Origin of the sequence: Empedobacter sp. UBA6305 (genome assembly GCF_002440405.1) — a bacterium.
Lineage (GTDB): Bacteria > Bacteroidota > Bacteroidia > Flavobacteriales > Weeksellaceae > Empedobacter > Empedobacter falsenii_B.
Map to the genome: position 1 here is coordinate 23,823 of NZ_DJTP01000009.1, position 26,604 is coordinate 50,426.

A 26,604-nucleotide genomic window follows, 5' to 3' on the forward strand; every position below is an offset into this window, starting at 1 on the left:
ATCAACTTTTAAAAAAACTATTTATGAAAAAACTATTTACACTTTTTTTGATGACTATTTTTATTACAAATAGTTGTTCTGACGAAGACTCTCTAATAAACGATAATTCTCAAGAAAAATTAGTGATTAATGATGTTGTCAATCAAATTATAGAACAGGGTCATAACTTAGATGATATTAAAGAATTAAAAGACTATTATCTTGTTGAAGATGATATTTTGTTTTCCAAAAATATAGAAGATTATAAAAAAACAAATGCAAAACAAGCGAACACACACAACTTAGTAAGTTCAGGTGATAATAGAGTTATTAGAGTAAGGTTAGACAATTCGCTAATGTCTTGGTACTCTGCTTTTGACGAAGCTTTAGTGAAATGGAATTCTGCTGGTAGTGGTATTACTTTTGTAAGTGATCAAACAGGTTTTGGTGATTATGATATAATTGTGAAAGCAGATGGAGGAAGTTTACCAAATTTAACAATTGCAGCAGCAGGATTCCCTACAAATACTGGAAAAGCTTATAATGAGATTCTAGTTAATACTAATTTTAACAATAATTATCAAGTTTCAGAAAGTCAAAAAATATATAATTTAGTTCATGAATTAGGACATTGTATAGGATTTAGACATACTAATTGGTACTCATCGGGAGAAGGGGCAGGCTCTGTGGGAGCTAATCAAATTCCAGGATCACCAACTTCAGATTCTAACTCGGTTATGAATGGAGGTACTGCGTTAAATTCGTGGAAAGGTTTCTCAAATTGGGATATTTTTTCTGTAAAATATTTATATCCAAATACAGGATGTAAATTTAAAATAGTTACAGCAAAGGAAGTGTGTGCTTTTGATGCTTTTGGAGATATAGGTTTTTATAATACAATATTGATGGGAGATTATGGTAATGACGATTTAGGTGTTTGGTCTACTGATAACCCTAAAATAGTAGTAAAGAAAGGATTTAGGTCTGCAAAATTTGGTATAAGCTCAAATTTACTTGGAACAAATTGGACTTCCGTGGAAGGAAATTTAATTTATACTAATGGTAGTTGTATAAAAACATTTAAAGTAAAATTTAATAATTGTATTAATTATAATTTAAATGATTAAACTTTTCTTATAAAAAAGTTCTTCGTGTTTGTAAATCGCTTTTTTGGGTTCTCCAAAGAAGCGATTTTCTTCTATTATAACTATTTTATTTTAAGTCATTAAAAATAGTTATTTAGAAAAATTCCACGTAAGCTAAACTATTTGTACATTTGCAGAACAATAACAGTTGATAACAATGGCATTAACAGAACAACAATTAGATTCGATTGGAGAAAAATTGGTTGAAAAATTCAAAACAGTTTACGATCCTGAGATTCCAGTTGATATATATGAATTGGGATTGGTTTACGATGCACAGGTGAATGCAGATGGTGAAGTAAAAGTTACCATGACCCTTACATCTCCAAACTGTCCCGTGGCTGAAAGTTTACCTCTAGAAGTAGAACAGCGCGTTGAAGAGATAGAATATGTAACGAAATGTTACGTAGAAATTACGTTCGATCCTCCTTGGGATAGAGATATGATGAGCGAAGAAGCAAAATTCGAATTAGGAATGTTATAACTTAACATTCCTAATTTTTTTTGTATCTTAATCCAACAAATTCAAAACACTAAAACTTATGGGATATTTAGGCGTGATCGTTTTTCTTGGAATTATTTTCCTTTTTTTATTCGTCTTTACAGTAAAACAACAAACTGCAGTTGTAATCGAGCGTTTCGGGAAATTTAATAGTATTCGTAATCCAGGATTACAATTCAAAATTCCGATTGTAGACAGAATTGCTGGAAAAATGTCTCTTAAAATTCAACAATTAGACGTTGTTGTCGAAACGAAGACAAAAGATGATGTATTTGTTCGATTGAAAGTCTCTGTTCAATATCAAGTCATCAAAACTCAAGTTTATGATGCATTTTACAAATTAGATAATCCTTATACGCAAATAACTTCTTTCGTTTTTGACGTTGTCCGAGCTGAGGTTCCAAAACTTCGTTTAGATGATGTTTTTGAGAAGAAAGATGATATTGCGGTTGCTGTAAAAAGTGAATTGCAAGAAGCAATGAATTCATATGGTTACGAAATTGTCAAAACTTTGGTAACCGATATTGATCCAGATGAGCAAGTAAAACATGCGATGAATCGTATTAATGCTGCCGAACGTGAAAAATTAGCGGCGCAATATGAAGGTGATGCTGCACGTATTTTGATTGTAGAAAAAGCAAGAGCAGAGGCAGAATCGAAACGTTTGCAAGGACAAGGTATTGCAGATCAACGTCGTGAAATTGCAAAAGGTTTATTGGAATCTGTAGATGTTTTGAATGGAGCAGGAATTACGTCACAAGAAGCTTCTGCGCTAATTGTGGTGACGCAACATTATGATACATTGCAAGCGATTGGAGAAAAATCTGGAAGTAAATTAGTTTTGTTGCCAAATTCACCAACTGCCGCTTCGGAAATGCTGAATACAATGGTTACTTCGTTTACCGCAGCACATGAACTGAATGAGCATCAAATAACAAAAGAAGATAATCCAACTCAACGAAAAAATAAGCCAAATCAAGGCGATTCGTTTACTTTTCCAGAATATCCTTAGAAATAAAATTATATTATTAAACATAAAAAGCCACTTCATCGAAGTGGCTTTCTAATATCTTAATACTTATATCTAAAATCTAAGTCTATCCAACTTGAACACCGTTTGGCGTTTCTTCTTCAGGATTTACAAATGTTAATTTTCCGTCTACTTTATCAGCGAATAATAACATTCCGTTCGATTCGATTCCACGAATTTTACGAGGCGCTAAATTTGCTAAAACCATTGCTTGTTTACCAATGATTTCTTCTAATGTAAAATGTTCTGCAATACCAGAAACAATTGTACGAACATCCATTCCTGTATCAACTTTTAGTTCGAATAATTTGTCTGCTTTTTCAACTTTTTTCGCTTCTAAAATAGTTCCGATACGGATATCCATTTTTTGGAAATCATCAAAAGAAATCAATTCTTTTTGAGGTTCTGCATTTGGATTTGTCATATTATTTTTGACTTTACTTTCGTTTAATTTATTGATTTGTGCTTCGATTGCTTCGTCCTCAATTTTTGCAAAAATTAATTCAGACTGTCCCAATTGATGTCCAGCTTTTACAAATTCGTCAGTTGATTCTAAATCGTCCCAACTCATTTTTTCTACATTCATCATAGCCAAAATTTTCTCAGAAGCGAATGGAATAAATGGTTCTCCCAATTGTCCTAATGCAGCAGCAATTTGCGTTGCAGTGTACATAATTCCTTTCACAGCTTCAGGATCATCACCTTTTTTCCAAGGTTCTTGCGCTTGTAAAAATTGATTTCCAAGACGAGCCAAATTCATATATTCTGTCAATGCAGCACGGAATTCATATTTCTCTAAATGATCACCAATGCGTTTTGCAAAATATTTGATTTCAGTTAATTCTTCAAATTCAATTGTTTTTGCAGGAACAATTCCTTCGTAATATTTGTGAGAAAGAACCATTACGCGGTTGATAAAGTTTCCTAAAATTCCAACTAATTCAGAATTATTTTTAGTTTGGAAATCTTTCCACGTAAAGTTATTGTCTTTATTTTCAGGCATATTCGCCGTTAACACATAACGTAATGTATCTTGTTGATTTGGAAAATCTTCTAAATATTCGTGTGCCCAAACTGCCCAATTACGAGAAGTTGATATTTTATCATCTTCTAAATTCAAGAATTCGTTTGCAGGAACATTGTCTGGCATAATGTAATCGCCATGCGCTTTCATCATAGTTGGGAAAATGATACAGTGGAAAACGATATTGTCCTTTCCGATGAAATGAACCAATTTTGTTTCTTCATTTTGCCAATAATCTTTCCAATTTTTACCGTTTTTCTCTGCCCATTCTTGCGTGAAAGAAATGTAACCAATCGGTGCATCGAACCAAACATACATTACTTTTCCTTCAGCACCTTCTACTGGAACAGGAATTCCCCAGTTCAAATCGCGTGTCATTGCACGAGGTTTCAAACCATCGTCTAACCAAGATTTTACTTGACCATAAACACTCGATTTCCAATCATTTTTGTGACCTTCTAAAATCCATTTTGATAAGAAATCTTGGTACTGATCTAATGGCAAATACCAGTTTTTAGTTTCTTTTCTGATTGGTGTATTTCCAGATAAAGCAGAACGAGGGTTAATCAATTCTTCTGGACTTAATGTTGATCCACATTTTTCACATTGATCTCCATAAGCATCTGTGTTTCCACATTTCGGACATTCACCACGAATGTATCGATCTGCTAAAAATTCGTGCGCATCTTCGTCATAAAATTGTTCCGTAACATCTTCTGTAAACTTGTTGTTGTTATATAACGTTTTGAAGAAATCTTGTGCAACTTCTCTGTGTTTATCTGATGTTGTACGAGAATAAATATCGAATGTCACACCAAAATTTGTCAATGTATTTTTGATATTTTCGTGGTAACGATCAACAATGTCTTGAGGTGTAACGCCTTCTTTTTTGGCACGAATTGTAATTGGAATACCATGTTCATCAGAACCTCCAATAAATGCTACATCTTTTCCTTTTCTTCGTAAAAAACGTGCATAAATATCAGAAGGAACGTAAACACCTGCCATGTGACCAATATGCAATGGTCCGTTAGCATAAGGTAAAGCCGCTGTAATTGTATATCTTTTTGGTTGACTCATTTGCTTAAAAACTATAAACGACAAAGATACGATTTGTTGTTTGTTTTGTTAAAACCTTTTTCTAATTTTATAAGGTTAATTAATTTATGATGGAATGAATATTAGAAAAGAGGAGAAGAGAGATTATGAACAAGTTTTTAAATTGATTGAAAAGGCATTTGAAAATGAAGAATATAGTGATCATCGTGAACAATTTTTAGTAGAGCGATTACGAGATTCTGATGGTTTTGTTCCTGATTTGTCTATTGTTTTTGAAATGAATGGACTTATTGTTGGTTATGTTTTATTGACAAAGATTAAAATTAATCATTCGGATTCTTCTTACGATTCTTTAGCACTTGCTCCTGTAGCGGTTTTACCTAATTATCAAGGAAATGGAATTGGTGGTCATTTAATAGCATTTGCTCATAATAAAGCGAAAGAATTAGGTTTTGAATCTGTTATTTTGTTAGGTCATCCAACTTATTATCCTAAATTTGGTTACAGAAAAGCATCTGAATTTGATATTCAATTACCTTTTGATGTTCCTGAAGAAAATTGTATGGCAATTGAGTTGGTTGTAGATGCGTTGAAAAATATAAATGGAATGGTAGACTATCCGAAAGAATTCTATCAATAATAAATATTTCCTATGGAAGAAAAAGCTGTTGTAACACCAGATGAGGTGGTAACGGATACAATTACGAACTTATTTACGTATGCTAATTATTTTTTGGTTGCAGCGCTTGTAGTGTTGTTAACGTATATGACGATTCGAGATTTTAAGAAAAAACAACGTGAAAAGAAATTGGCACAAGAACGTGAAGCATACAACAATCAGTTTGATAACGAAGAGGAAAAAGAAGAATTATAAATCATAAAAATAACCACTCAATTTTGAGTGGCTATTTTGTTTATATCAATTTAATTATTGACCTTCTTCATCAGGAACTTCATAGTTTTCGCCTACGCTTTCACTACCACTTCCTTCGATAATTGGACCTGGATCATACATTTCATCATATTGATGGAATCCGTATGTATTCGAACAATCCCAGTGTTTTTCAATGTCCTTAGGTTTATCAAATTTATCTCCAGCTGTTACGCCAAATTTTCCTCCTTCTTTGTAAACTCCTTGCATATAGTAAGCCCAAATAGGTAAAGCTGTATTAGCTCCTTGTCCTGTGGCTGTACTTGCAAAGTGAGCAAATCGGTCTTCTGCACCAACCCAAACTCCAGTGACTAAATTTGGTGTTAATCCCATAAACCAACCATCAGAGTTTTCGTTTGTTGTACCTGTTTTACCAGCAACTTCTGCTGTGATGTTATATCTATTTCTAAGACGCGAACCAGAACCTCTTTCTACAACACCTTTCATCAAATCAATCATAGTATACGCTACGTTTTCATTAACAACTTCTCGTGTTTGAGGCGTATAATCTTTGATAACTTTTCCTTGCTTATCTTCTATTCTTAAGATTAATTGCGGTTTAATGTAAATACCACCATTTGCAAAAGCACTCATCGCACCAACCATTTCATACAGTGATAAATCGGCAGAACCTAATGCAATTGTAGGATCTTTTACGATAGGAGATTCAACACCAAGGTCACGAGCCATTTGAATTACAGGTTCTGTACCTGTTTGCATAATCAAACGAGCAGCGACAATATTTGTTGAGTAAGCTAATGCAGTTCTTAAATCTTGAGATCCACCATATTTACCGTTAGCATTTCGAGGAGACCAATTTCCTGGAATTCTCTCATTAGAAACAGTATGACAAGGTGTTAATCCTAATTGGTTAATCGCTGTTGCATAAACAAACGGTTTGAAAGTAGAACCTACTTGACGACGCGCTTGTTTTACGTGGTCAAATTTGAAATAATTCCAATCGATTCCTCCAACCCAAGCTTTGATTGTTCCATCTTTTGGATCCATTGACATCAAACCAGCTTGTAAAATATGTTTGTGATATTCGATTGAATCCATCAATGTTTTCCCTTTTTTGTACTGAATTCCGTTCCATGTAAAGAACTGAACAGAGTCGCGAGGTGTATTGAAAACAGTTTCAATTTCAGCTTCAGATTTTCCTTCGGCTTTCATCTTTTTGTATAAATCTGTACGAGCCATTGCTTGCTTAAAGATTTGTGTTCTTTTTGCAGCAGAAATATTATAAAATGGTGCTAAACTACGTCCACGTTGCTCTCCAAAGAATTGATCTTGTAAAACTTTTAATTGTTTTTTAACCGCTTCTTCAGCTAAATTTTGCATTCTTGAGTCTAACGTTACATAGATTTTTAAACCATCTTTTTCAAGGTTATAAGATTTTCCTGTTTCTTTCTCATAATCAACCATCCATTGTTGAATTTCCTTTCTCAAAGCAGATTTGAAATATGCTGAATGTGATTCATCATGTTTCATAATATCTTGTTTATCTGTAACCAAAGGCGCATTTTGCGCGGCTTCTCCTTCAGCTTGAGAAATTTTGTTGTATTTCATCATTTGCTTTAAGACAAGATTTCTTTGCTTTTTAGAAACTTCAGGATATTTTACAGGATTATACGCAACAGGATTTTGAAACATCGAAACCAATGTTGCAGCTTCATCTAAATTTAATTCTTTCGTTGTTTTGTTGAAATAAACTTTAGAAGCAGATTCAATTCCTTTTGCATTATAAATAAAGTCGAACTTATTGAAATACATTGCAATAATTTCTTCTTTTGTGTACAATTTTTCTAACTGAACAGAAGTTACCCATTCTTTTAATTTCTGTAAAACACGTTTTACTTTATTAGAAGAAGGATCTTTTGTGTACAATTGTTTTGCTAACTGCTGTGTAATTGTAGAACCACCTCCAGATTCTCCTCCAGAAGTAATTGCACGAGCTGCTGCTTTTATGTCTACACCTGAGTGATCAAAGAAACGAACGTCCTCTTTTGCTAACAATGCGTCAACTAAATGTGGAGGTAAATCTTTGTAATCGACTGGTGTTCTGCGTTCTGCTTCGAAACGATCTAACAAAACACCATCAGAAGAAATAATTTCTGATGAAACATAAATATCAGGATTTTCTAAATCGCGTACATTGGGAATTTCACCTAACCATCCGTTAGATGTAGCCCAAAAGATTCCGAAAATTCCTAATACGGCACAAAAAAACAGTACCCAAATGGTAACGATTATTTTTTTGGCTAATGAAAAGCTATTGAACTTCTTTTTTGCTTTAGAAGTTGTGCTTGTTTTAGAATTTTTATTGTTTTCCATTCTGTATTATTCAGCTTTATCAACAATCAAACTAATGTCTTCGATTCCTTTCAAATTTTTTGTTCGCATACCTTGCCAAACTTTTAGTTGATAGCGACCAGAGTCTTTTATTGGTAAATTTTCGCGATAAACCAACATCATTTCTTTTGTTGTCATTCCTTTACCAATCCAGCTTCCATCGGGATTTGCAATATAATACTGTAAAGTATCAATCATTTCATTTCCTTTAGGATCGATGAATTTCGTGAACAAATATAAGTTACTATATTCATACGACGTATTATTTCTTAACACAAATCCAATGTTAACAGCCGAAGGTTTAGGATCTTTTACATCAAACGTAAAGGTTTGAGGTTGATTATTCTTCCATTCGTCTTTCACATCTTTTGTGTCTTGATAATAATGTTTAGCCTCGCAACTAAACAATAAAAAGACTAAAATAAAAAGCAAACTACTGTTGCGTATCATCTGGTTTTGGCCCACGATTAAATCTTTTTTTATTTCGATTCTTCGATTTATTTGGATTCGGTTGAGAATTATTTGCTTGATTCTCGTCCTTAGTTTTCGGTTTTTGCTCAGCATTTTGATTATTTTGCTGAGGTTGTTTTTTTGGTTGTTGAGTTGACTGATTAGCCTGATTTGTTTGATTATTTTGTTGGCTATTATTGCTCGGATTATTCGGTTTTCGCTTTTGTTGATTGCGATTGCGATTATTTCCTTGCGGCTTTTGCTGATCAGTATTTGGTTGAGCTTGTTGCTCTTTCGCTTGAGTTGGCTGTTGCTTCTCTTTTGGCTGATTTTGTTGTTGCTGATTCTGATTAGGATTCGAATTTTTGTTCGGTCTATTTTGATTATTCTTTTTAGACTGATTTGGATTCTTTCCTTGTTTATTTTCAGGACGATTTGCTTTATCTTTCGTCTCGTTAGGCTGTTTTTGTTTTGCCTTCTGAGGTTTCAGATTATTAGCATTCGCCGCAACTTTTTCGTTTCCAGAATTTTGATTATTCTTAATTCTTTTACGTTTTTTGTTCTGTTTTTCTTTACGTTCAAAACGTTCTAAAGAATCTTCACCAATTACATCTGTAAAATCTGGTTTCGATTCTTCTACATTTTTAGCTAAATCCTCTAAAGGTTCAGTTTTTTGACCTTTTGCAGTGATTGCTAAAAACTCTTGAATATCGTCTACCGAAAATTTGTACCAAACAATTCCGCCTTTGTCATAAGCAAACCACATTTCTTTCTTGAAAACGTCGATTTTAACACAATGTGCCCAACCTTTTTCAGTCTCGAAACGGCTTTCCATTGATGGAAAACTATTTAATGCATCTAAATATGAATCCAATTCAAAATTTAAACAACATTTTAATTTACCACATTGTCCAGCTAACTTTTGCGAGTTAATTGACAATTGTTGATAACGTGCTGCAGCAGTGCTCACAGAGCGGAAATCTGTTAACCAAGTAGAACAACATAATTCGCGTCCACAAGATCCAATTCCACCAACTTTTGCTGCTTCTTGACGATATCCGATTTGTTTCATTTCAATTCTTACGCCAAATTTCCCAGCGTATTCTTTGATTAGTTGTCTGAAATCTACACGTCCTTCTGCTGTATAATAAAATGTAACTTTCGCTCCATCTCCTTGGTACTCAACATCACAAATTTTCATTTCCAAATTAAGGTTTTTCGCCATAATTCGAGAATCAACCATTGTTTGTTTTTCTCTATCACGAAACTCTACCCAAGTTTCTATATCTTTTTGGTTCGCTTTGCGATAAACCTTCTTGACATCTTCCGCAGTCCACGAAAGATTCTTTTTTTTCATCTGGATTCTAACAAGCTCACCCGTAAGTGTAACAACCCCAATATCATGACCAGGTGTTCCTTCAACAGCGATTACATCGCCAATATTTAGAGATATGTTGTTTTCGTTTTTATAATAAAACTTTCGATCGTTTTTGAAACGAACTTCCACAAAATTGAACTTTTCTTGTCCATTTGGAAGTTGCATATTCGATAACCAATCAAAAACTGATAATTTTCCACAACCATCAGTGCCACAAGCACCATTATTGTTACATCCTTTCGGAAGGCCATTAGAAGTTCCACAAGATCCACATCCCATGCTTCTATAATTTTTTTAAATGACAACACAAAGGTATGAAAATATTTTTCTGAATTTGTGAAATCATTTCGGTTATGAAATTGATTTTAAATTGAATCAAAAACTTCTGAAAATGAATAGGTTTGATCTAATCTAACCCCTTTTTCTGTTAATTTTAACGTAGCTAATTCGTTGACATGGTCATGTTCAAAAAACAAAATATATTCATTTTCGACTGCTTTTTGTAAAAACGTTCCTTTTTCTTCAACTGTTATTAAAGGTCGTGTATCAAACCCAATGACATAAATTAACGGGATGTGTCCTACAGTTGGGATTAAATCTGCGATATAAACTATTTTTTTGCCTTTGTATGTAATAATTGGCAACATTTGTTTTTCGGTATGTCCATCCACAAATAAAATATCAAAACCAAGTGGAGAATTTTCTAAAATTGATCCATTTTGAGGCAAATCAATCAAATTAAGTTGTCCACTTTCTTGTAGAGGTAAAATATTTTCTTTTAGGAAAGATGCTTTTTCGCGAGGATTTGGATTTACTGCCCAATCCCAATGATTCGCATTCGACCAAAATTTTGCGTTTTTGAATGAAGCTTCTAAATAATCTTTCTCTTTGTTGTATTGAATTGCTCCTCCACAATGATCAAAATGTAAATGCGTCAAGAAAACATCTGTAATATCATCGCGATGAAATCCATGTTTGGCTAAAGAATTATCCAAAGTTGCATCGCCCCATAAATAATAAAAACCAAAGAATTTTGCATCTTGTTTAGTTCCGATTCCAGTATCAATCAATATTAATCGTTCGCCATCTTCGATTAATAGACATCTCATCGCAAGATCAATTAAATTTCTATCATCAGCAGGATTTGTTTTATTCCAAATCGATTTTGGTACAATTCCGAACATGGCACCGCCATCTAATTTAAAATTTCCTGTTTCTATTGTATATAATTTCATTTTTGTGTGATTTTATTTTGTTGAATTTTCGTTTTACGAAGATAAAAAATAGAATATTATTTAAAATAAATATCTATTATAGAATTGAACGACTTAAATTTGCAAAAATTTTGATACAATGGCAAAAGAAGTTCGTGTAAGATTTGCGCCAAGTCCAACAGGTGCGTTACACATCGGAGGAGTCCGTACTGCGTTATACAATTATCTTTTCGCAAAACATAATAACGGAAAATTCTTATTAAGAATAGAGGATACAGACCAAACACGTTATGTGGAAGGTGCTGAACAATATATTATCGATTCGTTGAAATGGTTAGGCTTAACTCCTGATGAAGGTGTTGGTTTTGGTGGAGATTTAGGTTCTTACCGTCAATCAGAGCGTAAAGAAATCTACAAACAATATGTAGACGAATTATTAGCTTCTGAAAATGCATATTATGCGTTTGATACGGCAGAAGAATTAGACGCTGCACGTGCAAAAGCAGACGAAAATAAAGAAACATTTATTTATAATTGGTCGACAAGAGGAAAGTTGAAAAACTCATTGTCAATGACAGAAGCTGAAACAAAAGCTTTAATTGAGAATGGAACGCCTTATGTGATTCGTTTCAAAATTGATGATTCTCGTACAGTTTTATTGGATGATATGATTCGTGGAAAAATAACGATTGATGCATCAACTTTAGATGATAAAGTTTTGTTTAAATCTGATGGAATGCCAACGTATCACTTAGCCAATATTGTGGACGATCATTTGATGGGAATTTCTCACGTAATTCGTGGAGAAGAATGGTTACCATCAATGGCTTTGCACGAATTATTGTATGATGCATTTGGTTGGGAAGCACCTCGTTTCGCACATTTACCATTAATCTTAAAACCAGAAGGAAAAGGAAAATTAAGTAAACGTGATGGAGACAAACACGGATTTCCAGTTTTCCCAATGGAATGGAAAACAGAAGAAGGAATTGCAAAAGGATATAAACAAGACGGTTATTTCCCAGATGCAGTATTGAATATGTTGGCTTTATTAGGATGGAATTCTGGAACAGATCAAGAGATTTTTACAATGGAAGAATTGATTCAATTATTTTCATTAGAAAAAGTTTCAAAATCGGGTGCACGTTTTTCTCCGGAAAAAGCAACTTGGTTTAATCATCAATATTTACAACAAAAATCTGTTGAAGAATTATTACCATCTTTCGAAGAAGTTTTAAAAGAAAACGAAATTGAAGCGAATCCAGCTTTAGATGCAAAAGTGGTTGAATTGTTAAAAGAAAGAGCAAACTTTGTAAAAGATATTTTTGAACAAGGTCAATTCTTTTATATAGCTCCTTCTACTTACGATGAAAAAGCAGCTAAAAAAGCGTGGAAAGATGATTCGAAAGAGATTTTAGGAAAATTTGTTGAAGTTTTAAATTCATCAGAATTTACTTCAGAAGTTTTACACGATGCGATGGCAGAATTTGTTACAACGCAAGAAATTGGATTTGGAAAAATCGGAATGCCTTTACGTCTTAGTTTAGTTGGTGCATTACAAGGACCAGATGTTCCTGTAATTATGGCAACTTTAGGAAAAGATGAAACAATCGCACGTATTAACAAAGCGATTGAAGTTTTAGGATAAAATTATTTCTATCATAAATAAGAAAGCCATTTGCATTGCAAATGGCCTTTCTGTTATAAATTGATTTTAACTTCGTTTAATTGATTAAGTTCTTCTTGAGAGAATATTCGATAATTGACTTTAAATGTTTTGCCAAGCGGAACTTCTAACGAAAAACCACCTGCGCCAATTGCATCAATCACATCTAATTCGAAATGTGCATGTTTCCAATATTCAAACAGATCTTTGTCAATCCAAAATTCAACTCCATCAATTTCTCCAATGCAAACATCTTTGTATCGAAGATAAAATTCTCCTTTTCTGAAACATTGCGGCTGCGTTCCTTCACAGCAACCTCCCGCTTGATAAAGCATTAAATCGCCATGTTTTGCTTTTAATTCGTTCAATAAATTAATCGCTTTTTTTGTTGCATCAACACGTTTCATTTTTTAAGATTTTAATTAATATTGATTTAGAAGAAACCTAATTTCTTTTTACTGTAAGAAACCAACATGTTTTTAGTTTGACGATAATGGTCTAACATCATTTTGTGGTTCTCACGTCCGATTCCAGATTGTTTATAACCTCCGAAAGGCGCTCCAGCAGGATAACTATGATATTGATTGACCCAAACACGACCAGCCTGAATAGCGCGTGGAACTTGATACAATTGATGTGCATCACGCGTCCAAACACCAGCTCCTAAACCATAAATTGTGTCATTAGCAAGTTCAATCGCTTCTGCCTCATCTTTGAAAGTTGTTACAGCTAATACAGGTCCAAAAATCTCTTCTTGGAAAATACGCATCTTGTTATTTCCTTTAAATAATGTTGGTTTGATGTAATAACCATTTTCGATATCTCCTTGTAAATGATTAGCATCTCCACCAGTTAAAACTTCTGCACCTTCTTCTTTTCCTAATTTAATATAACTTAAAATTTTGTCATATTGAATTTGAGAAGCTTGTGCTCCAATCATTGTTTCAGGATCAAGGGGATTTCCTGCTTTAATTGCATTGACACGTTGTACTACACGTTCAATAAATTTATCATAAATAGATTCTTGAATCAATAATCGTGACGGACACGTACAAATTTCACCTTGATTAAGTGCAAATAATACTGCACCTTCAATTGCTTTGTCTAAGAAATCATCATCATGATCCATTACAGATTCGAAGAATACATTTGGCGATTTTCCACCTAATTCTAACGTAACCGGAATAATATTTTCTGTTGCATATTGCATCACAAAACGACCTGTAGCAGTAGATCCCGTAAAGGCAGCTTTCGATACTTTAGGGTTTGTCACCAATGCGCGACCTAATTCTCCACCAAAACCATTTACAATGTTAACAACTCCCGGAGGTAATAAATCTCCAATTAATTCGAATAAATATAAAATCGAGATAGGAGTAGATTCAGCAGGTTTTAAAACCACACAGTTTCCAGCAGCCAAAGCAGGAGCTAATTTCCAAACCGCCATCAAAATTGGGAAGTTCCAAGGAATAATTTGTGCCACAACACCAATTGGCTCGTGGATAATAATTGAAACTGTATCTTTATCTAATTCGTTGATAGAACCTTCCTCAGCACGAATTACCGAAGCAAAATATCTGAAATGATCGATAGCTAAAGGAATATCAGCATTCAACGTTTCACGAACAGGTTTTCCGTTATCGTAGGTTTCTACAGCTGCAACATTTTGTAAATTTTCTTCGATTCTATCTGCAATTTTATTCAAAATAATGCTTCGTTGTGTTGGCGAAGTTTGACTCCAACTTTTGAAAGCTTCGTGAGCCGCATCTACCGCTTTTGCTAAATCTTCTTCCGAAGAATGCGCAGCCTTTGTAAAAACTTTTCCAGTAAGTGGTGTTACAACATCAAAGTATTTTCCGTTTGTAGGTGGCGTAAATTGACCATTGATGTAATTGTCATAATGATCTTTGAATGTAGGTACATTAACTAAGTTTCCCATTTTATTAAAATTTTTGTGAATTGAATTTTCTCTAATTTATTCAAATTTGTTCAATAATTATGTTTAGAAAAAGTTAATTCTATTTGGTATAAAATTTGTACATTTGGCATCCGTCAATTATTTATTGACAATTTACTTTATGGGGCTGACTGGTTTTGACAGCAGGGCCAATGGGTAAGTAAGCATGCAGTGATAGGTTGTGTACTCACTTTAATCAGGCACTTCAACTTTTTAACTGGCAACGAAGAGTACGCTTTAGCTGCATAATTCTGAATTTTAGTAAGAATACGCCACGTCTATACTAGGTATAGAAGCTGAATGTCCCTCAAAAGCCTTGACTTACGGCGTTTGATACAGGGACACGGGAAAGTAAGAATAGAAACCTTAGTGCATCGGATAGGTTTCGAGATTTTAGATGATAAGCGGTTGACAGAGTGTTTATTCTCAGGATATCGTCGAAAATTAATAATAAACTAAGCATGTAGAAAGCTTATTTGTTGCTTGTTTGGACGCGGGTTCGAATCCCGCCAGCTCCACACAAGCAACTTTTAGAAACACTAAAAGTTGTTAAACCCTCTAAAATAGAGGGTTTTTTTATGTCCATACTTTTTGGAATTATATAAAAATCGGTGAAAAAACGCTATTTCATCCCCTAATTCATCCCCTCGTATATCAGCTTGAATCCCTCTCATAGAAAGGAATTTAAAAAAAATGATATATGATAAAGACTACATTTGTATTGAAAGAGCCAAAGAGTAGCTCAGAAACGATTATTTATTTAGTCATGCGCTGGGATGGTCTACAGATGAAAATTTCAACTAAACAGAAGGTTAATCCGAAGTTTTGGAATAAAGATAGGTTGAAAGTTAAGGAAACCATTTCAGAAAAGAATCATCAACATATAAACAAAGAATTGGTTGAAATTGAAAAAGTGGCTTATAAAATGTTTAACAGTTTTACAGATGCCTTCAAGAGAAAACCAAACTCGGAAGAGTTAAAGAATTTGATTGAACAGGAATACTTTCAGAATAATCCAATGTTTAAGAAAGTCGATAAGAAAACAATTTTAGACTATTTTGATGATTACATTGAGACTATAAAATCTACAACAGCTCATACAACAGTTCAAAAGTATAAACAAGCCAAAGAAAATTTCAAAGATTTTCAGAAGGATAAGAAGCGTATTTATAATACTGAGATGATTGATTTGAAGTTTAGAAATGAATATGTAGAGTATCTAATCGAGACTAAGAAATATGCTCCAACCACTGTTTATCGTAAAATGAAATTTTTGAGAACTGTTTTATATTTTATTGAGAATTTGGGTATCAAGGTTAATCCATTTTTGCATAATAGCAGATTTTTGACAAAGGATATCGAAGTAGATAATATTGCTTTGAGTGAAAATGAAATAGATGAAATTGAAAGATTAGACTTATCTGATAATAAAAGATTGGAACAAGTAAGAGATTTGTTTTTAGTTGCATGTTATACAGGTCAACGATTTTCAGACCTCAACAAAATAAATCAATCAAACATTATTGATGATGAGTACATAGCAATACGACAGCAGAAAACAAATGAGCAATTAACTCTTCCATTGTTGAAGGTGGTAAAAACAATTCTTGTAAAGTATAGTTATAAACTTCCGAAGATATCTAATGTCAAGTTCAATGAGTACATCAAAGAAGTTGCTAAACTATGCGAAACACTCAATAAGCAATACAACGGAGATAATAAAAAAGTGAGATGGCAGATGATAAGTAGCCATACAGCAAGAAGAACCTTTGTAACGCTTAACTATGGAAAAGGAGTTGATTTAGATACGCTGAAACTCGGTACAGGACACAAACAAACTAAAACCCTACAAACATATATAAAGATGAACGATAAGCAGAAAGCAGATTTGTTGAGGTCGAAACTTGAACCATAAGGTGTCCTACAACAGCAAAAATTATTGATATTAAGAAAGCTGTAAACTTGTAATTTTTGTAAGAAGCTACTATGGTAGATTACAGGCTCAGGAGATAAAGAAGAGATTTTATATAGTAAAACAGTCTTGAGCCTTTCTATAATAATATTTAAACTACTATTTTTACAACAATACAAAAGTTACAAAAAATACATAATAATGAATACATACAATCTTTATATAATCGATCATAGTAAATCTGAAAACGAAGCTAATTATATTGAATATGCTGGTGATGATACTACAGAATACACCTTTAATAAAGATTTAGTAGATACAGTTTTCTCTACTAAATGGGGATACACTTCTTACAAGATTCCTGTTGTTATTGATAATCTATTAAAATTGCTTTTAGAGGATTTTGACCTATCTGAGAATATTGAGTTTTACAGAAGTTTAGGGGTTTATTTTAATTATGAAACTATTGAAGCTTTAAGAAGAGAAGAAGATAAAGATCTTTATTATGAGTTTGGTTCAATTGGACCAGAATTATCATACTTAAATGAATATTTTACTTTATTGCAAGAAGATAGAGCTAATGAAAACGGTGATTACAAGTACGACTTAATAAAATCGATAAAATTTTCTCCAAGTTACGGTGACTCAAGAATAGTTAAGAATCCTTTTGTAACTAAAATACTGATGAACATTTTAGAAAATGGAATTAATGAGCTGGTTAATGGTGAAGTTACAAATGAGTATAATTTTGTACAAACGGTTACAGGAATTAAAGAAGATTTTTTTTATGAGTTAAATGAAGTCTTAGGTGATGTAAAGAGAAAAGCCAAATTTATTGGTGTATTTTCACATCTTTTTCAAATACCTGTTATTGCAAAAGATGTAGCATTTACAAAGTTGGAGGAAGGAAAAGATATTGATGAATATATAGATAGTGATGTTGAGAAATCAATTCGTTCAGCTATTAAGAGAAAAGAAACTAAAACAATAAAAAAATAGCAAAGGTTTAGTTTCAAAGTTCTGTTTGGATCATCTCTAGATTTGTCAAAGAATTCAGGAGAACCAAAACCTGAATTAAAAAAATAATATGACAAAAATGTCATCAATGAACTTAATGTTCGAAAACAATCCATTATTAATTGGAGATTTAAGAAAGTTAGAGATAGATTCTAGCGTAGATTTGAAAACAACTTCTAAAAAAGAAGAAGTAGAAATTTCACAAATTGAGTTAGAAAGCTCACGAGACGAGGTAGTAGAAACTACAGAAGAAGAAAAACATTCAACAGAGAAGGATGAAACTGTTAATGTTAAAGAAGTAAATGAGCTTTTAAAAAGTGAATTAGAAGTTTCACAAGAAAAGGAGGAAATAACAACAGAGGAGGTTACTTTTGAAATACCTGATGATGGAAAATTTCCACAGGAAGTATTTGATTTGGCTCCTGATGTGTTAAAGCCTTTATTAGAAACCTTTACAGGGCGAGAGAAGGATATCGTTCTCCTCTCAAGTTTAACACATCTTAGTGCAATTTTCCCAAAAGTATTTGGCTATTATAGAGATGAGTTGTTCTTTCCAAATCTCTACTTATTTGTTATTGGGCAAGCAGCTACAGGTAAATCGAAGTTATCGATTGGAGAGAAAATTATTCAAAAAGTAAAAGAAGAAATTCTAACAAAAAATTCTAACTTCTTTATTCCAGCGAATAGCAGTAGTGCAAAATTACAAGAAAAATTGTCAAATTCGTTCTCGGATGGGAGTTATATACATGATAACGAAGCTGATACTTTATCTTTTGTATTAAAGAAGGAGTGGGGTGACTATTCAGAGATATTACGTAAAGCATTCCAACACGAACGCATTAGTATTTCTCGTAAATCTTATCCAGAAATTATATGCGATAACCCAAGGTTAACGGTGGCTATTTCAGGAACTGGAGAACAAGTAAAACCATTGATACAATCAAGAGAAAATGGGTTGTTCAGCAGGATTATGTTCTACACCTATTCAGAAAGATCAAAATGGAACGATGGATCTTACGTAGGTAATCGTAGGCAAGAAATTCATATTCTGAACGATTACTTATTCAAGGTGTACGAGGTTGTTAATTCTTTAGAGCGTGAATTTTATTTAAACGAGGAACAACTTGCAGATTTTAATAATTTCTTTGAAGGTTATTTTAAAGCAGTACAAGAAATTGATGAAAATCTAGTAGATATTGTGTTGCGACAAGCAATAATGATGTATCGTTTGTTGATGATTTATACTGTTTTGGAGAATACCGATGAATTTTCTGATGTAATGGATAGATTTGAATGCTCTGATAGAGCTATTGATTTTATAAAAGTTATTCTGCCTTACTTACTAAGAAATTCTTTAGATACGGCTAGTTTATATGATAAATCAATTGATTTGAAGGCTTCTGAGTCTGAAATTTTACAATTGCTACCTCAAAGTTTTAAAAGAGGAGAAGCGGTAAAAATTGTCGTTGAGAAACTTTCGGTTAGTGTTAAGACTGTAGATAATGCATTAAAAAGGTTATTAAATAAAAAGGCATTGACTAAAATCGGTACAACTTATTCCATAGTTAATTAGAAAATAAGGAGGTTTTTTACCTCCTTATTTTTTACAAATCAAAAAACAACAACATGGGTTAACAAAGTAAATATTGTTTTATATTTGTCTCAATAATATATCGTAAAACTAACGTGAAGCGTTAACTAATATTCTACTGTAGGAATCTGGTAAATTCAAAATTAAGATGTAGAATGAGTTGATTCTCGCGTCCTTATAATATAGGGGCGTGGGTTTCGCTTATTTATATCTTAAGGCTTACCAGAGCCCCTACAATTAAATAAGAGTTCCGAGCCTACGCCTTCTTTTTTAATCAAAATCATCTATTTAGGCTCATTAGATATTACATTTATATGAGCACATTTTTACTTATTTTGTCTGTATTTTTTTTGTACTTGTCTACATTCTTTATTACAGATACAATACGAAGATTTAATCGATCTAAAAGCTATAATAATCATTTGAAGTATGAATATAGAAATGGAGATTTAAACAAGAACACTTTAATAACTTATTTGAAATTTTTGAGTGAAATACTTATGTGTTTTCCTCTTATAAGTCTTATTGGTTGGAATTGGTATTTTATTTTACCTATTAGCTTTGTATTAAGTCAAATAGTTTTACCAATTATTTTTACTCCGATTATGTTCTTGATATACCCTCCAAATCAAATATTAAATTTAGAAGGAGTTTTTAAATATTATTATATGTTAGTCCTTTTTGGATTAATTGCTTATGTGATTCCTATTTATTTTATGTCTGATGAAATATCAATATTTGACTTTAGTACAGGAAATATCATATTAGCTCTAATCGTAATAATAATCTTTATTTCAGCAATTTTTGTTTATAATAAAAGTTCATCGAAAGTTAATATGCTTGAAAAGTATGAATATTTAATTTCTAGTTTATTATCAGAACCTCGAATGGAAATATTTTCTGACGCTCCTTCTAAAACAGAAATTGGATTTTTATTATTTGGGCAACCTTTTATGAAAATTATTCTTGAAGAGAAGAATAATAAATTAATTGTTACTTGTCATACAGATAGTTTAGAGAATGGATTTATTTCTAAAGAATGGAAATTTGACAGTAATAAAAACCAAAAAAAAATATATGAAGAGATTAGAGAGGGCTTATTGTCTATGGTGGCTTAAATTATAAAGAAATATAAATTTTCAATCAACAATAGTAATTAATATGAAAAATAAATTTATTTTAAATGTTTCAAGTTTTTTAGGTTTAGTCATACTATACTTAATTCCTATATTATTTTTCTTCTCTATTTTAACTTCAGGAGAAAAATATACACCTAATTTTTTCGATAAAAACCCTGCTATAACATTTTTATTAACCTTTGGATTATTTTATTTATCAAGAATTGTAATAAGACCGATTTATAGGTTTAAAAAATATTTAATTAGATATAATAACAATGAAATTTCAGACTTTGAATTTAATAAATATTGGCTGAAAAGTAGAAATTCTGCAATAGTAGTAAGTTTGTTAATTTTTACAATTCCATTTTTAATACCTCATTTTTATTGTTTAAAAGAATCAAGAATTGGATAAGAGGTTTTACATGAAAATACTGTGAATAACACAATTTAGGTTTTTGTCTAAGCAGAAAAGTATTATAGTATAAATATAAACCTCAGCTAAAAATTAGCTGAGGTTTTTTGTATTTGTAAAAATTGTACACTTTGTAACCCTGTAATCTATGTAATAGTTAATCAATATATCTTCTATTTATATGTAAGCACAGGAGGATTAAAAAAGGTATTGTAAAATATAATTAACTAAAAATCAAAATACATATATAAAAATAATACGTTTACAAGATTTACAATGTTACAAAAAGTACAAAAACTGCAAATCCAACAGATATCTCTTTTACATCTCCTGAGCTTGAAAGCCATCTTGAAACTTTAACATAAACAGCGGACAAAATCTATATTAACATAACTTGTTGTTATAGTCGCCTACGGGCTATCGGGGACGAGCCCACTATAACCAAATTATGTTAAATATATTTTGAGATTTAATTTACGGGTTTAATCAATGTCTCGTTGATTAAATTTAATGTAAAATCTATATTATTAGTTGATTCGAAAAAAGTTTCGTCTGAATTTTCAAATGAAGCAAATACGATAACTTGTTGATCTTTAAAATTTGCTAGTTCAGATAATAAAGCTTTAAAACTTTCTAGAGAAGCATCTTGTTGTTTTGGTTCATCTAGTATTAAAAGCTGTGGATGATTACCATCATATTTTATTGAAGTTTTCATTAAAGATATAGTAAAAGCCCAAATACTTCTAATAAAGTCACTTGCGGATGAATCAAATTTAATATTATAAAGATCATCAACGATTGGAAAAAAATTATGCCTTGAAATTTTTATACTGTAAGGTGATTTACTTGTATAACCGAATTTTTTTAAATAATCTAGAAAATTGGATTCGAGATTTTTAATTTTATTCTCATCTGAATCAGATAGTTTTGATTTTGGAAGCTTAGATATTTTAGATTCGATTAATATAAAATCTTTTATTATTGGTTTAAGTTCTGTTAATAATCTATCAAACTTTTCTATAGTATTTGTATAAAAAAATATTTTTTGATTTAAACTAAACTTTTTTTCAATCTCAATCGTTGAAGGTAGTCTAGAATCTTCAATCAATTCAGTTTTTAAACTTCTTATTTGTGTTCTTAGTAATTGAGCCTCTTGTTTATAATAATTAGATTGTTTGCTTTTCTCTTCGATTAAAGCTTTTTGTCCTTGAATATAAACTTCAATCATTTTTAATTGAGATTCCAGATATTTTATGTTATCATCTAATCTCATTGGAATATGGTTTATATCACTAGGTAATAAATCTTTAATTTCTTGTGAACAAGTTGGACAAATATTTTCAAATGTTTTTATATTTTGTTCAGAACCTAGTTTATTTAATTTTTGAATGCCTTTATTTTTTCTAAGATCATCATAAATAATTGTATATTGATTATTATATTGTTTAAGTTTTTCAAATTCTTTACTAATTTCAGGAAGAATTAAATCATAATTAATAGAGATTTTATTTAGCAAATGTTGTTTATCCTCTAACTCTTTTTCAAATTTTTCTGAATTTTCACCAACAGAATTTATTTCCTCATTATATGTTGATAATTCTTTATTTAACTCACTTAAATAATCTTCTATCTTTATATTAAAATCTTGTTTTTTGTATAATAACTTAATAGATTTTATATCGTTGATTATTTCTGGTTCTGAAGTAATCCCAATGAGTTCAGAGTTTGACTTATCTGCAAGATAATTCATATCATTGAAAACCTTGTTCCATGCTTTAGTTATTTTATTTTTTTCAAAATTTAATTTTTCTCGTTTCTCATTATTTTCAAAAACATCCAAATCTAACAAATACTCTATTAGATGCTGATGTAAATCTCTAATAGAATAAATAGGTGAAGTAATGAAATAATCACTCCAACCTTTTTTTTGTTCAATTATAAATGTTGAGGCTAGTTGTTGTAAATATATATTTACATAATCACCATTATAAGTTAGAACTTTTGGCAAGTTAATATTTAAAAATTCACATAAGAATTTGTGAAACCCAAAATTATGATCAGAAGCGCCTCCTTTATCATGAACCCACATTTGTTTTTCTTCAGTTATTTTCTCTACATTTAAAATATAATCACCAAAGTAGACATCAACTAATTGAGATTTTCTTTCAGACGTTTTAACCCCTCTTTTAATTGTTATTACCTCGTTATTTTGATTTTCAATTACTAAATAAATATATGACTGAATAATGTTATAATCCTTAATTCCTCTTGGGTATTCAACTTTATCTTTAAGAACTGATTGAAGAGTTTTTTCAAATTTTCCACCCAAGAGTTCTTCAAAACCTAATGCGTAAATAATTGATTGAAAAAGGGAGGATTTACCAGTAGTATTATTACCTCTTACAATATTTAAACCTGTAGAAAATTGATGTGTTGCACCAAAAAGCCCATCAGTTGTATTTATTTCTATTTTTACCTTATTAATTTTTAACTTACTCATAATCAATTTTCCATTGTTTAGTCATTTCATCAAGTACTTTATCAGTTATTTTTCTCTTACCTAAAAATTTTAAAAAAATCAACTCCTCTTCAAAAACATCTGAATCAATAATAGTATTATAAAAACGATTTCCTTTATCAGTTAATTTATATTTGCTAGTAGAGGTTAATTCACATAAGTTATCTGCAACAGCATACTGTAAAGCTCTATTTAACGCAGGTTCAATACTCCAAACTTCAAATTCATTTTCATAATTACTTTCTACATATTTTTTTAATTGGGACATATTTTTTTTAGATTTAAGAGCCCAAGAAAATAAATGTAATTTTAATAATGATGAAGTTTCACTATTACAGCAAATTTTTAAAACTAGAATGATTATGATTATTTTATAGGTAGGTCTGTAATCTATAGGTATTGGTATTGGCTTCCTTTTGAATGTTAATCTATCAAAATTTATATCATTATGTTTCATATCAAATTATTCAAAATTTATAGGGCATCTTAATATCCAGTCTGCCAATACTTGTGCTGTTAATCGATCTATAGTGGTTTCGTCAAGGTAAGGAAAATTAAGTTTAATTTTAGATTTTAACTCGACTTCAATTTGTGAATAAAGTTCACTATTACTTGCGTTATTAGTTAAACAAAGCTCTTCTACTTTTATCTCAAATTGAGTAATAGCTCTCATAAGTTTTTCATAATCATCAGGAAATCTTTGTTCTATACTTGATATAGTGATATTGCCATTTAAAAAATTTGATATTGTTATCTGGGTAAGTTTTTCAATTTTAGCTTCTCTATTTTTAGCATCTATTGGTATTCGTTGAGAATTTTTCCTTTTTGCATTTTCAACTAAATCGATTTTACTTTTTTCCCAAATATTTTTATTTTCCTTAGAGAGTTGCTCATGATTTATCGCTATTGTTCTTGATTTTGCATTAAGAACGATTGGAATTTGTTCACTAAAAAAATCAATATCATGAACAAGCACATCAAAATCATCACTCAGTATATCCAATTTATTATTTCTGAATTCATTAGATTTTTGAGCGCAATGCCTTATCAAATCTCTATTTGAATATTTAGGAGTTACAAATATCCATTTCGATATTTTTTGATTACCCAGATATTTTTTTAATTCTTCACTGTTAATAATCAATTTACCTAAATCTTTTGTAACTTTATCTCTCTGTTTATTATATAGTACATCAGAAGGATAATTTTCATCTGGACAATAACATTGAAATACAATACCAGTTCTTGTATATCCTTCTATACCTAAATCGCCTTTCCAAGCAGGTAATTCTTGATAACCCTCACTCTCATATTTTAATTTAAAACATAATTGACAGAAAGCTTCCCAAGAATTTCCGTCAAAATCTCCATGTTCAGTTGTATACATTATATAGTTAGATCAAAAGATATTTGCAATATACTAAATATGATTATTAGCAGAAAGTATTTTATTAATACATCATACATAAAGTTATTGATGTAGGAAGAAATGTAAATAGAACTCCAACAATTATTACAAACCTTACAATTCCTACAAAAATTTTTTTATAAAATTTTCGAACACGCAAATTACCCTCGAATAACCCTCGCCTATTTTTGGAAGATTTGGAATCCCCCTCACCACTTTTTAAAAGAATGGTTTTTTCTGGTGGATTTATTCATCCTCCTGTGATTCTAAATTAATGTTTAACAAACGTAGAGGTAAACAAACTTGCTTGTTTTTGATACTAAATCATCAACAAAATTTATCTCTACTCTAAAATCTTATAGCCAAAAATGAAGGTATCAGAAATTAAAATCTCATATATGAATGAAGTTGATGAGAAAATCAAAGTAATGGGAAGTAGTGAAGTTTATCAAGTTCTTAAAGCGAATTGGGATTTGGATACAATTGAACTTCAAGAAGAGTTCAAAATATTATTACTAAATCAGGGGAATCAAGTTTTAGGAATTAAAAGCATGTTTAAGGGCGGAATAAATACTTGTAGCATTGATGTAAGGTTGATTATGGGAATGGCATTAAAAGCTAATGCATCTGCTCTTGTAATAACTCATAACCATCCAAGTGGAAACCTAAATGCGAGTGAATCAGATAAACGAATAACTTCTAAAATCAAAGAGTGTTGCGAGTTATTTGATATTCGATTGTTAGACCATATTATTATGGCTAAAAATTCTTACCTTAGTTTTGCAGACGAAGGAATTCTTTGATTTAAATAAAATATACGAGTAGGGTTGAAGATGATTAGTGGAAATCATCCCCGATTTCATCCCCTTTAGAAGGTTTTTAGAGCTAAGATATTGATATGTAATGCATATCCCGAATCCCGCCAGCTCCACAAATCTCCTTTAAAAAGTTTTAAAGGAGGTTTTTTTATTAAGAAAACTAAGGTTCCCAAATAATACGTGTCATCACATCAAGGTTGGTTCCTGTATGTTTGGTGATAGAAACTCCAGTAACCAAACCAATCATTAAATTGTGTTGAATAGCCAATCTAATTTGAGGTCTTAAAGTATAATGAAATCCATCGCGGTCAATATCCATATTATTTTCAAGTCCAATAAAGTTTTTCGAATTTGGTAAAACATACATCATACTTGCATTTATAGTTGCTCCAACATCTACTTTTTGCTCTTTATAATGATGTTCAAAAATAGGACCTGTATAGATTAACGTGTTGAAATTTTTAAAATTCTTTGCTCCAATAAAAACAGGATTCATTTTCATACCCGTAAATACAGAACCTTGATGTCCTAATTCTTTAAAATTATTAAACTCAAATTCATGAACATAAGCTACAGCCAAAGACATTTTTTGTTTTTCATTTACTAAAAAAGTATATTGAGTTGCTAATTTTAAACCTTCAATTTTATTGTTCGGAACATAAATAGAGCCATCGTTATTATCGCTTTTGTGATTAAAAGAAAAAGGTACTTCAACCTCCAATCCCAAACGATCTGCAACGGCCCATTCATACTCAATAAAACCATTATATTCATTATATCCTTTTTTTGAGGTCACTCCAAATCCTACATTTATCTCAGCTTCTCCTTTTCGTGCGCCCAAATCACGCATCAAATCTGTATAGAGAGGTTCTGCATGTTCAACTTTAGGTTTTAATGTTTTTTGTTGAGGTTGAATGGTGATAATTGAATCATTTTTCGTCTGAGCTATCGTAGTAATTGTTAAGAAAGTGCTTGTAATTATTGTTAAGAAAAATTTCATTTGTTTATTATTTTGAGACAAAGGACAAAGAAGATTTAGGAAGAAATTAGGAATTGAAGTTTTACCCCTTTAAAAATCTAACCTATTAAATTTTGAAGTTTTTTGATACTTATCATTTTA

General features: G+C 31.2%; 23 protein-coding genes and 1 other RNA gene. 13 read left to right on the forward strand and 11 right to left on the reverse strand.

What is annotated here, in order from left to right; genetic code table 11:
- Positions 1-23: 23 nt before the first annotated feature.
- The 3 genes from B3M86_RS02640 to B3M86_RS02650 all read left to right on the forward strand — a co-directional run bounded on the left by B3M86_RS02640 (position 24) and on the right by B3M86_RS02650 (position 2,638).
- A complete protein-coding gene (locus B3M86_RS02640; RefSeq protein WP_052217974.1) occupies positions 24-1,106 on the forward strand; it encodes a M57 family metalloprotease in 1,083 nt (360 codons plus the stop codon).
- A gap of 175 nt (positions 1,107-1,281) precedes the next feature.
- Positions 1,282-1,608: an iron-sulfur cluster assembly protein gene (locus B3M86_RS02645; RefSeq protein ID WP_038336809.1), complete on the forward strand. Its 327-nt coding sequence runs from the start codon at positions 1,282-1,284 to the stop codon at positions 1,606-1,608.
- A 58-nt stretch (positions 1,609-1,666) separates the two neighbouring features.
- Complete coding sequence (locus tag B3M86_RS02650) at positions 1,667-2,638, forward strand: SPFH domain-containing protein (RefSeq protein ID WP_038336808.1); 972 nt, start codon at positions 1,667-1,669, stop codon at positions 2,636-2,638.
- Positions 2,639-2,723: 85 nt separating this feature from the next.
- Here the strand turns inward: B3M86_RS02650 and metG are convergent, their stop codons facing one another.
- Entirely contained in the window at positions 2,724-4,760 is a 2,037-nt protein-coding gene (gene metG, locus B3M86_RS02655; protein ID WP_286495032.1) for a methionine--tRNA ligase, read from the reverse strand.
- A 94-nt stretch (positions 4,761-4,854) separates the two neighbouring features.
- On the opposite strand from metG, the gene B3M86_RS02660 reads away from it, so the two are divergent.
- A complete protein-coding gene (locus tag B3M86_RS02660; RefSeq protein WP_291075611.1) occupies positions 4,855-5,379 on the forward strand; it encodes a GNAT family N-acetyltransferase in 525 nt (174 codons plus the stop codon).
- Positions 5,380-5,391: 12 nt separating this feature from the next.
- Entirely contained in the window at positions 5,392-5,613 is a 222-nt protein-coding gene (locus tag B3M86_RS02665; RefSeq protein ID WP_038336800.1) for a hypothetical protein, read from the forward strand.
- 54 nt (positions 5,614-5,667) lie between these two features.
- On the opposite strand, the gene B3M86_RS02670 is transcribed toward B3M86_RS02665, so the two are convergent.
- From B3M86_RS02670 to B3M86_RS02685, 4 genes are all read right to left on the reverse strand, one after another.
- On the reverse strand, positions 5,668-8,004 hold the full coding sequence (locus B3M86_RS02670; protein WP_221854740.1) for a penicillin-binding protein 1A: 2,337 nt from the start codon (positions 8,002-8,004) through the stop codon (positions 5,668-5,670).
- Between the two features lie 6 nt (positions 8,005-8,010).
- A complete protein-coding gene (locus B3M86_RS02675; protein ID WP_221854739.1) occupies positions 8,011-8,472 on the reverse strand; it encodes a gliding motility lipoprotein GldH in 462 nt (153 codons plus the stop codon).
- A complete protein-coding gene (locus tag B3M86_RS02680) occupies positions 8,456-10,129 on the reverse strand; it encodes a PSP1 domain-containing protein (RefSeq protein ID WP_221854738.1) in 1,674 nt (557 codons plus the stop codon). The genes B3M86_RS02675 and B3M86_RS02680 overlap by 17 nt, the downstream gene beginning before the upstream one ends.
- Before the next feature lie 86 nt (positions 10,130-10,215).
- Positions 10,216-11,085, reverse strand: a complete 870-nt coding sequence (locus B3M86_RS02685) for an MBL fold metallo-hydrolase (RefSeq protein WP_286501598.1) — start codon at positions 11,083-11,085, stop codon at positions 10,216-10,218.
- Between the two features lie 118 nt (positions 11,086-11,203).
- Here B3M86_RS02685 and gltX point away from each other — a divergent pair, with 118 nt between their 5' ends.
- Positions 11,204-12,712, forward strand: a complete 1,509-nt coding sequence (gene gltX / locus B3M86_RS02690) for a glutamate--tRNA ligase (RefSeq protein ID WP_291075607.1) — start codon at positions 11,204-11,206, stop codon at positions 12,710-12,712.
- A gap of 53 nt (positions 12,713-12,765) precedes the next feature.
- Here gltX and B3M86_RS02695 read toward each other — a convergent pair whose 3' ends face one another.
- On the reverse strand, positions 12,766-13,137 hold the full coding sequence (locus tag B3M86_RS02695) for a DUF779 domain-containing protein (RefSeq protein WP_115002240.1): 372 nt from the start codon (positions 13,135-13,137) through the stop codon (positions 12,766-12,768).
- 26 nt (positions 13,138-13,163) lie between these two features.
- Positions 13,164-14,669, reverse strand: coding sequence for an aldehyde dehydrogenase family protein (locus B3M86_RS02700; protein WP_286501594.1), 1,506 nt, complete (start codon positions 14,667-14,669; stop codon positions 13,164-13,166).
- A 141-nt stretch (positions 14,670-14,810) separates the two neighbouring features.
- Here B3M86_RS02700 and ssrA point away from each other — a divergent pair.
- From ssrA to B3M86_RS02730, 6 genes are all read left to right on the forward strand, one after another.
- Positions 14,811-15,208: a transfer-messenger RNA gene (ssrA, locus tag B3M86_RS02705) on the forward strand.
- A gap of 179 nt (positions 15,209-15,387) precedes the next feature.
- Positions 15,388-16,602, forward strand: a complete 1,215-nt coding sequence (locus tag B3M86_RS02710) for a site-specific integrase (protein WP_291075606.1) — start codon at positions 15,388-15,390, stop codon at positions 16,600-16,602.
- A gap of 198 nt (positions 16,603-16,800) precedes the next feature.
- Complete coding sequence (locus B3M86_RS02715; protein WP_291075604.1) at positions 16,801-17,598, forward strand: hypothetical protein; 798 nt, start codon at positions 16,801-16,803, stop codon at positions 17,596-17,598.
- Positions 17,599-17,686: 88 nt separating this feature from the next.
- Positions 17,687-19,189, forward strand: a complete 1,503-nt coding sequence (locus tag B3M86_RS02720; RefSeq protein WP_291075602.1) for a DUF3987 domain-containing protein — start codon at positions 17,687-17,689, stop codon at positions 19,187-19,189.
- Between the two features lie 332 nt (positions 19,190-19,521).
- Entirely contained in the window at positions 19,522-20,325 is an 804-nt protein-coding gene (locus B3M86_RS02725; protein ID WP_291078958.1) for a hypothetical protein, read from the forward strand.
- Positions 20,326-20,368: 43 nt separating this feature from the next.
- Positions 20,369-20,740, forward strand: a complete 372-nt coding sequence (locus B3M86_RS02730) for a hypothetical protein (protein ID WP_291075597.1) — start codon at positions 20,369-20,371, stop codon at positions 20,738-20,740.
- Between the two features lie 469 nt (positions 20,741-21,209).
- Here B3M86_RS02730 and B3M86_RS02735 read toward each other — a convergent pair whose 3' ends face one another.
- Genes B3M86_RS02735 through B3M86_RS02745 form a run of 3 tightly spaced genes read right to left on the reverse strand, consistent with a single transcriptional unit; the run spans position 21,210 to position 24,645 of the window.
- Positions 21,210-23,240, reverse strand: a complete 2,031-nt coding sequence (locus tag B3M86_RS02735) for a hypothetical protein (protein ID WP_291075595.1) — start codon at positions 23,238-23,240, stop codon at positions 21,210-21,212.
- A complete protein-coding gene (locus B3M86_RS02740) occupies positions 23,233-23,715 on the reverse strand; it encodes a hypothetical protein (RefSeq protein WP_291075593.1) in 483 nt (160 codons plus the stop codon). The genes B3M86_RS02735 and B3M86_RS02740 overlap by 8 nt, the downstream gene beginning before the upstream one ends.
- 6 nt (positions 23,716-23,721) lie before the next feature.
- Positions 23,722-24,645: a hypothetical protein gene (locus B3M86_RS02745; RefSeq protein ID WP_291075591.1), complete on the reverse strand. Its 924-nt coding sequence runs from the start codon at positions 24,643-24,645 to the stop codon at positions 23,722-23,724.
- A gap of 419 nt (positions 24,646-25,064) precedes the next feature.
- Between B3M86_RS02745 and B3M86_RS02750 the strand changes: the two genes are divergently transcribed.
- Positions 25,065-25,469 carry a JAB domain-containing protein gene (locus tag B3M86_RS02750; protein ID WP_244957982.1) on the forward strand — a complete coding sequence of 135 codons (405 nt, stop codon included), beginning with the start codon at positions 25,065-25,067 and terminating at the stop codon, positions 25,467-25,469.
- Between the two features lie 175 nt (positions 25,470-25,644).
- Here the strand turns inward: B3M86_RS02750 and B3M86_RS02755 are convergent, their stop codons facing one another.
- A complete protein-coding gene (locus B3M86_RS02755) occupies positions 25,645-26,484 on the reverse strand; it encodes an HAEPLYID family protein (protein ID WP_038336266.1) in 840 nt (279 codons plus the stop codon).
- Between the last annotated feature and the right edge of the window lie 120 nt (positions 26,485-26,604).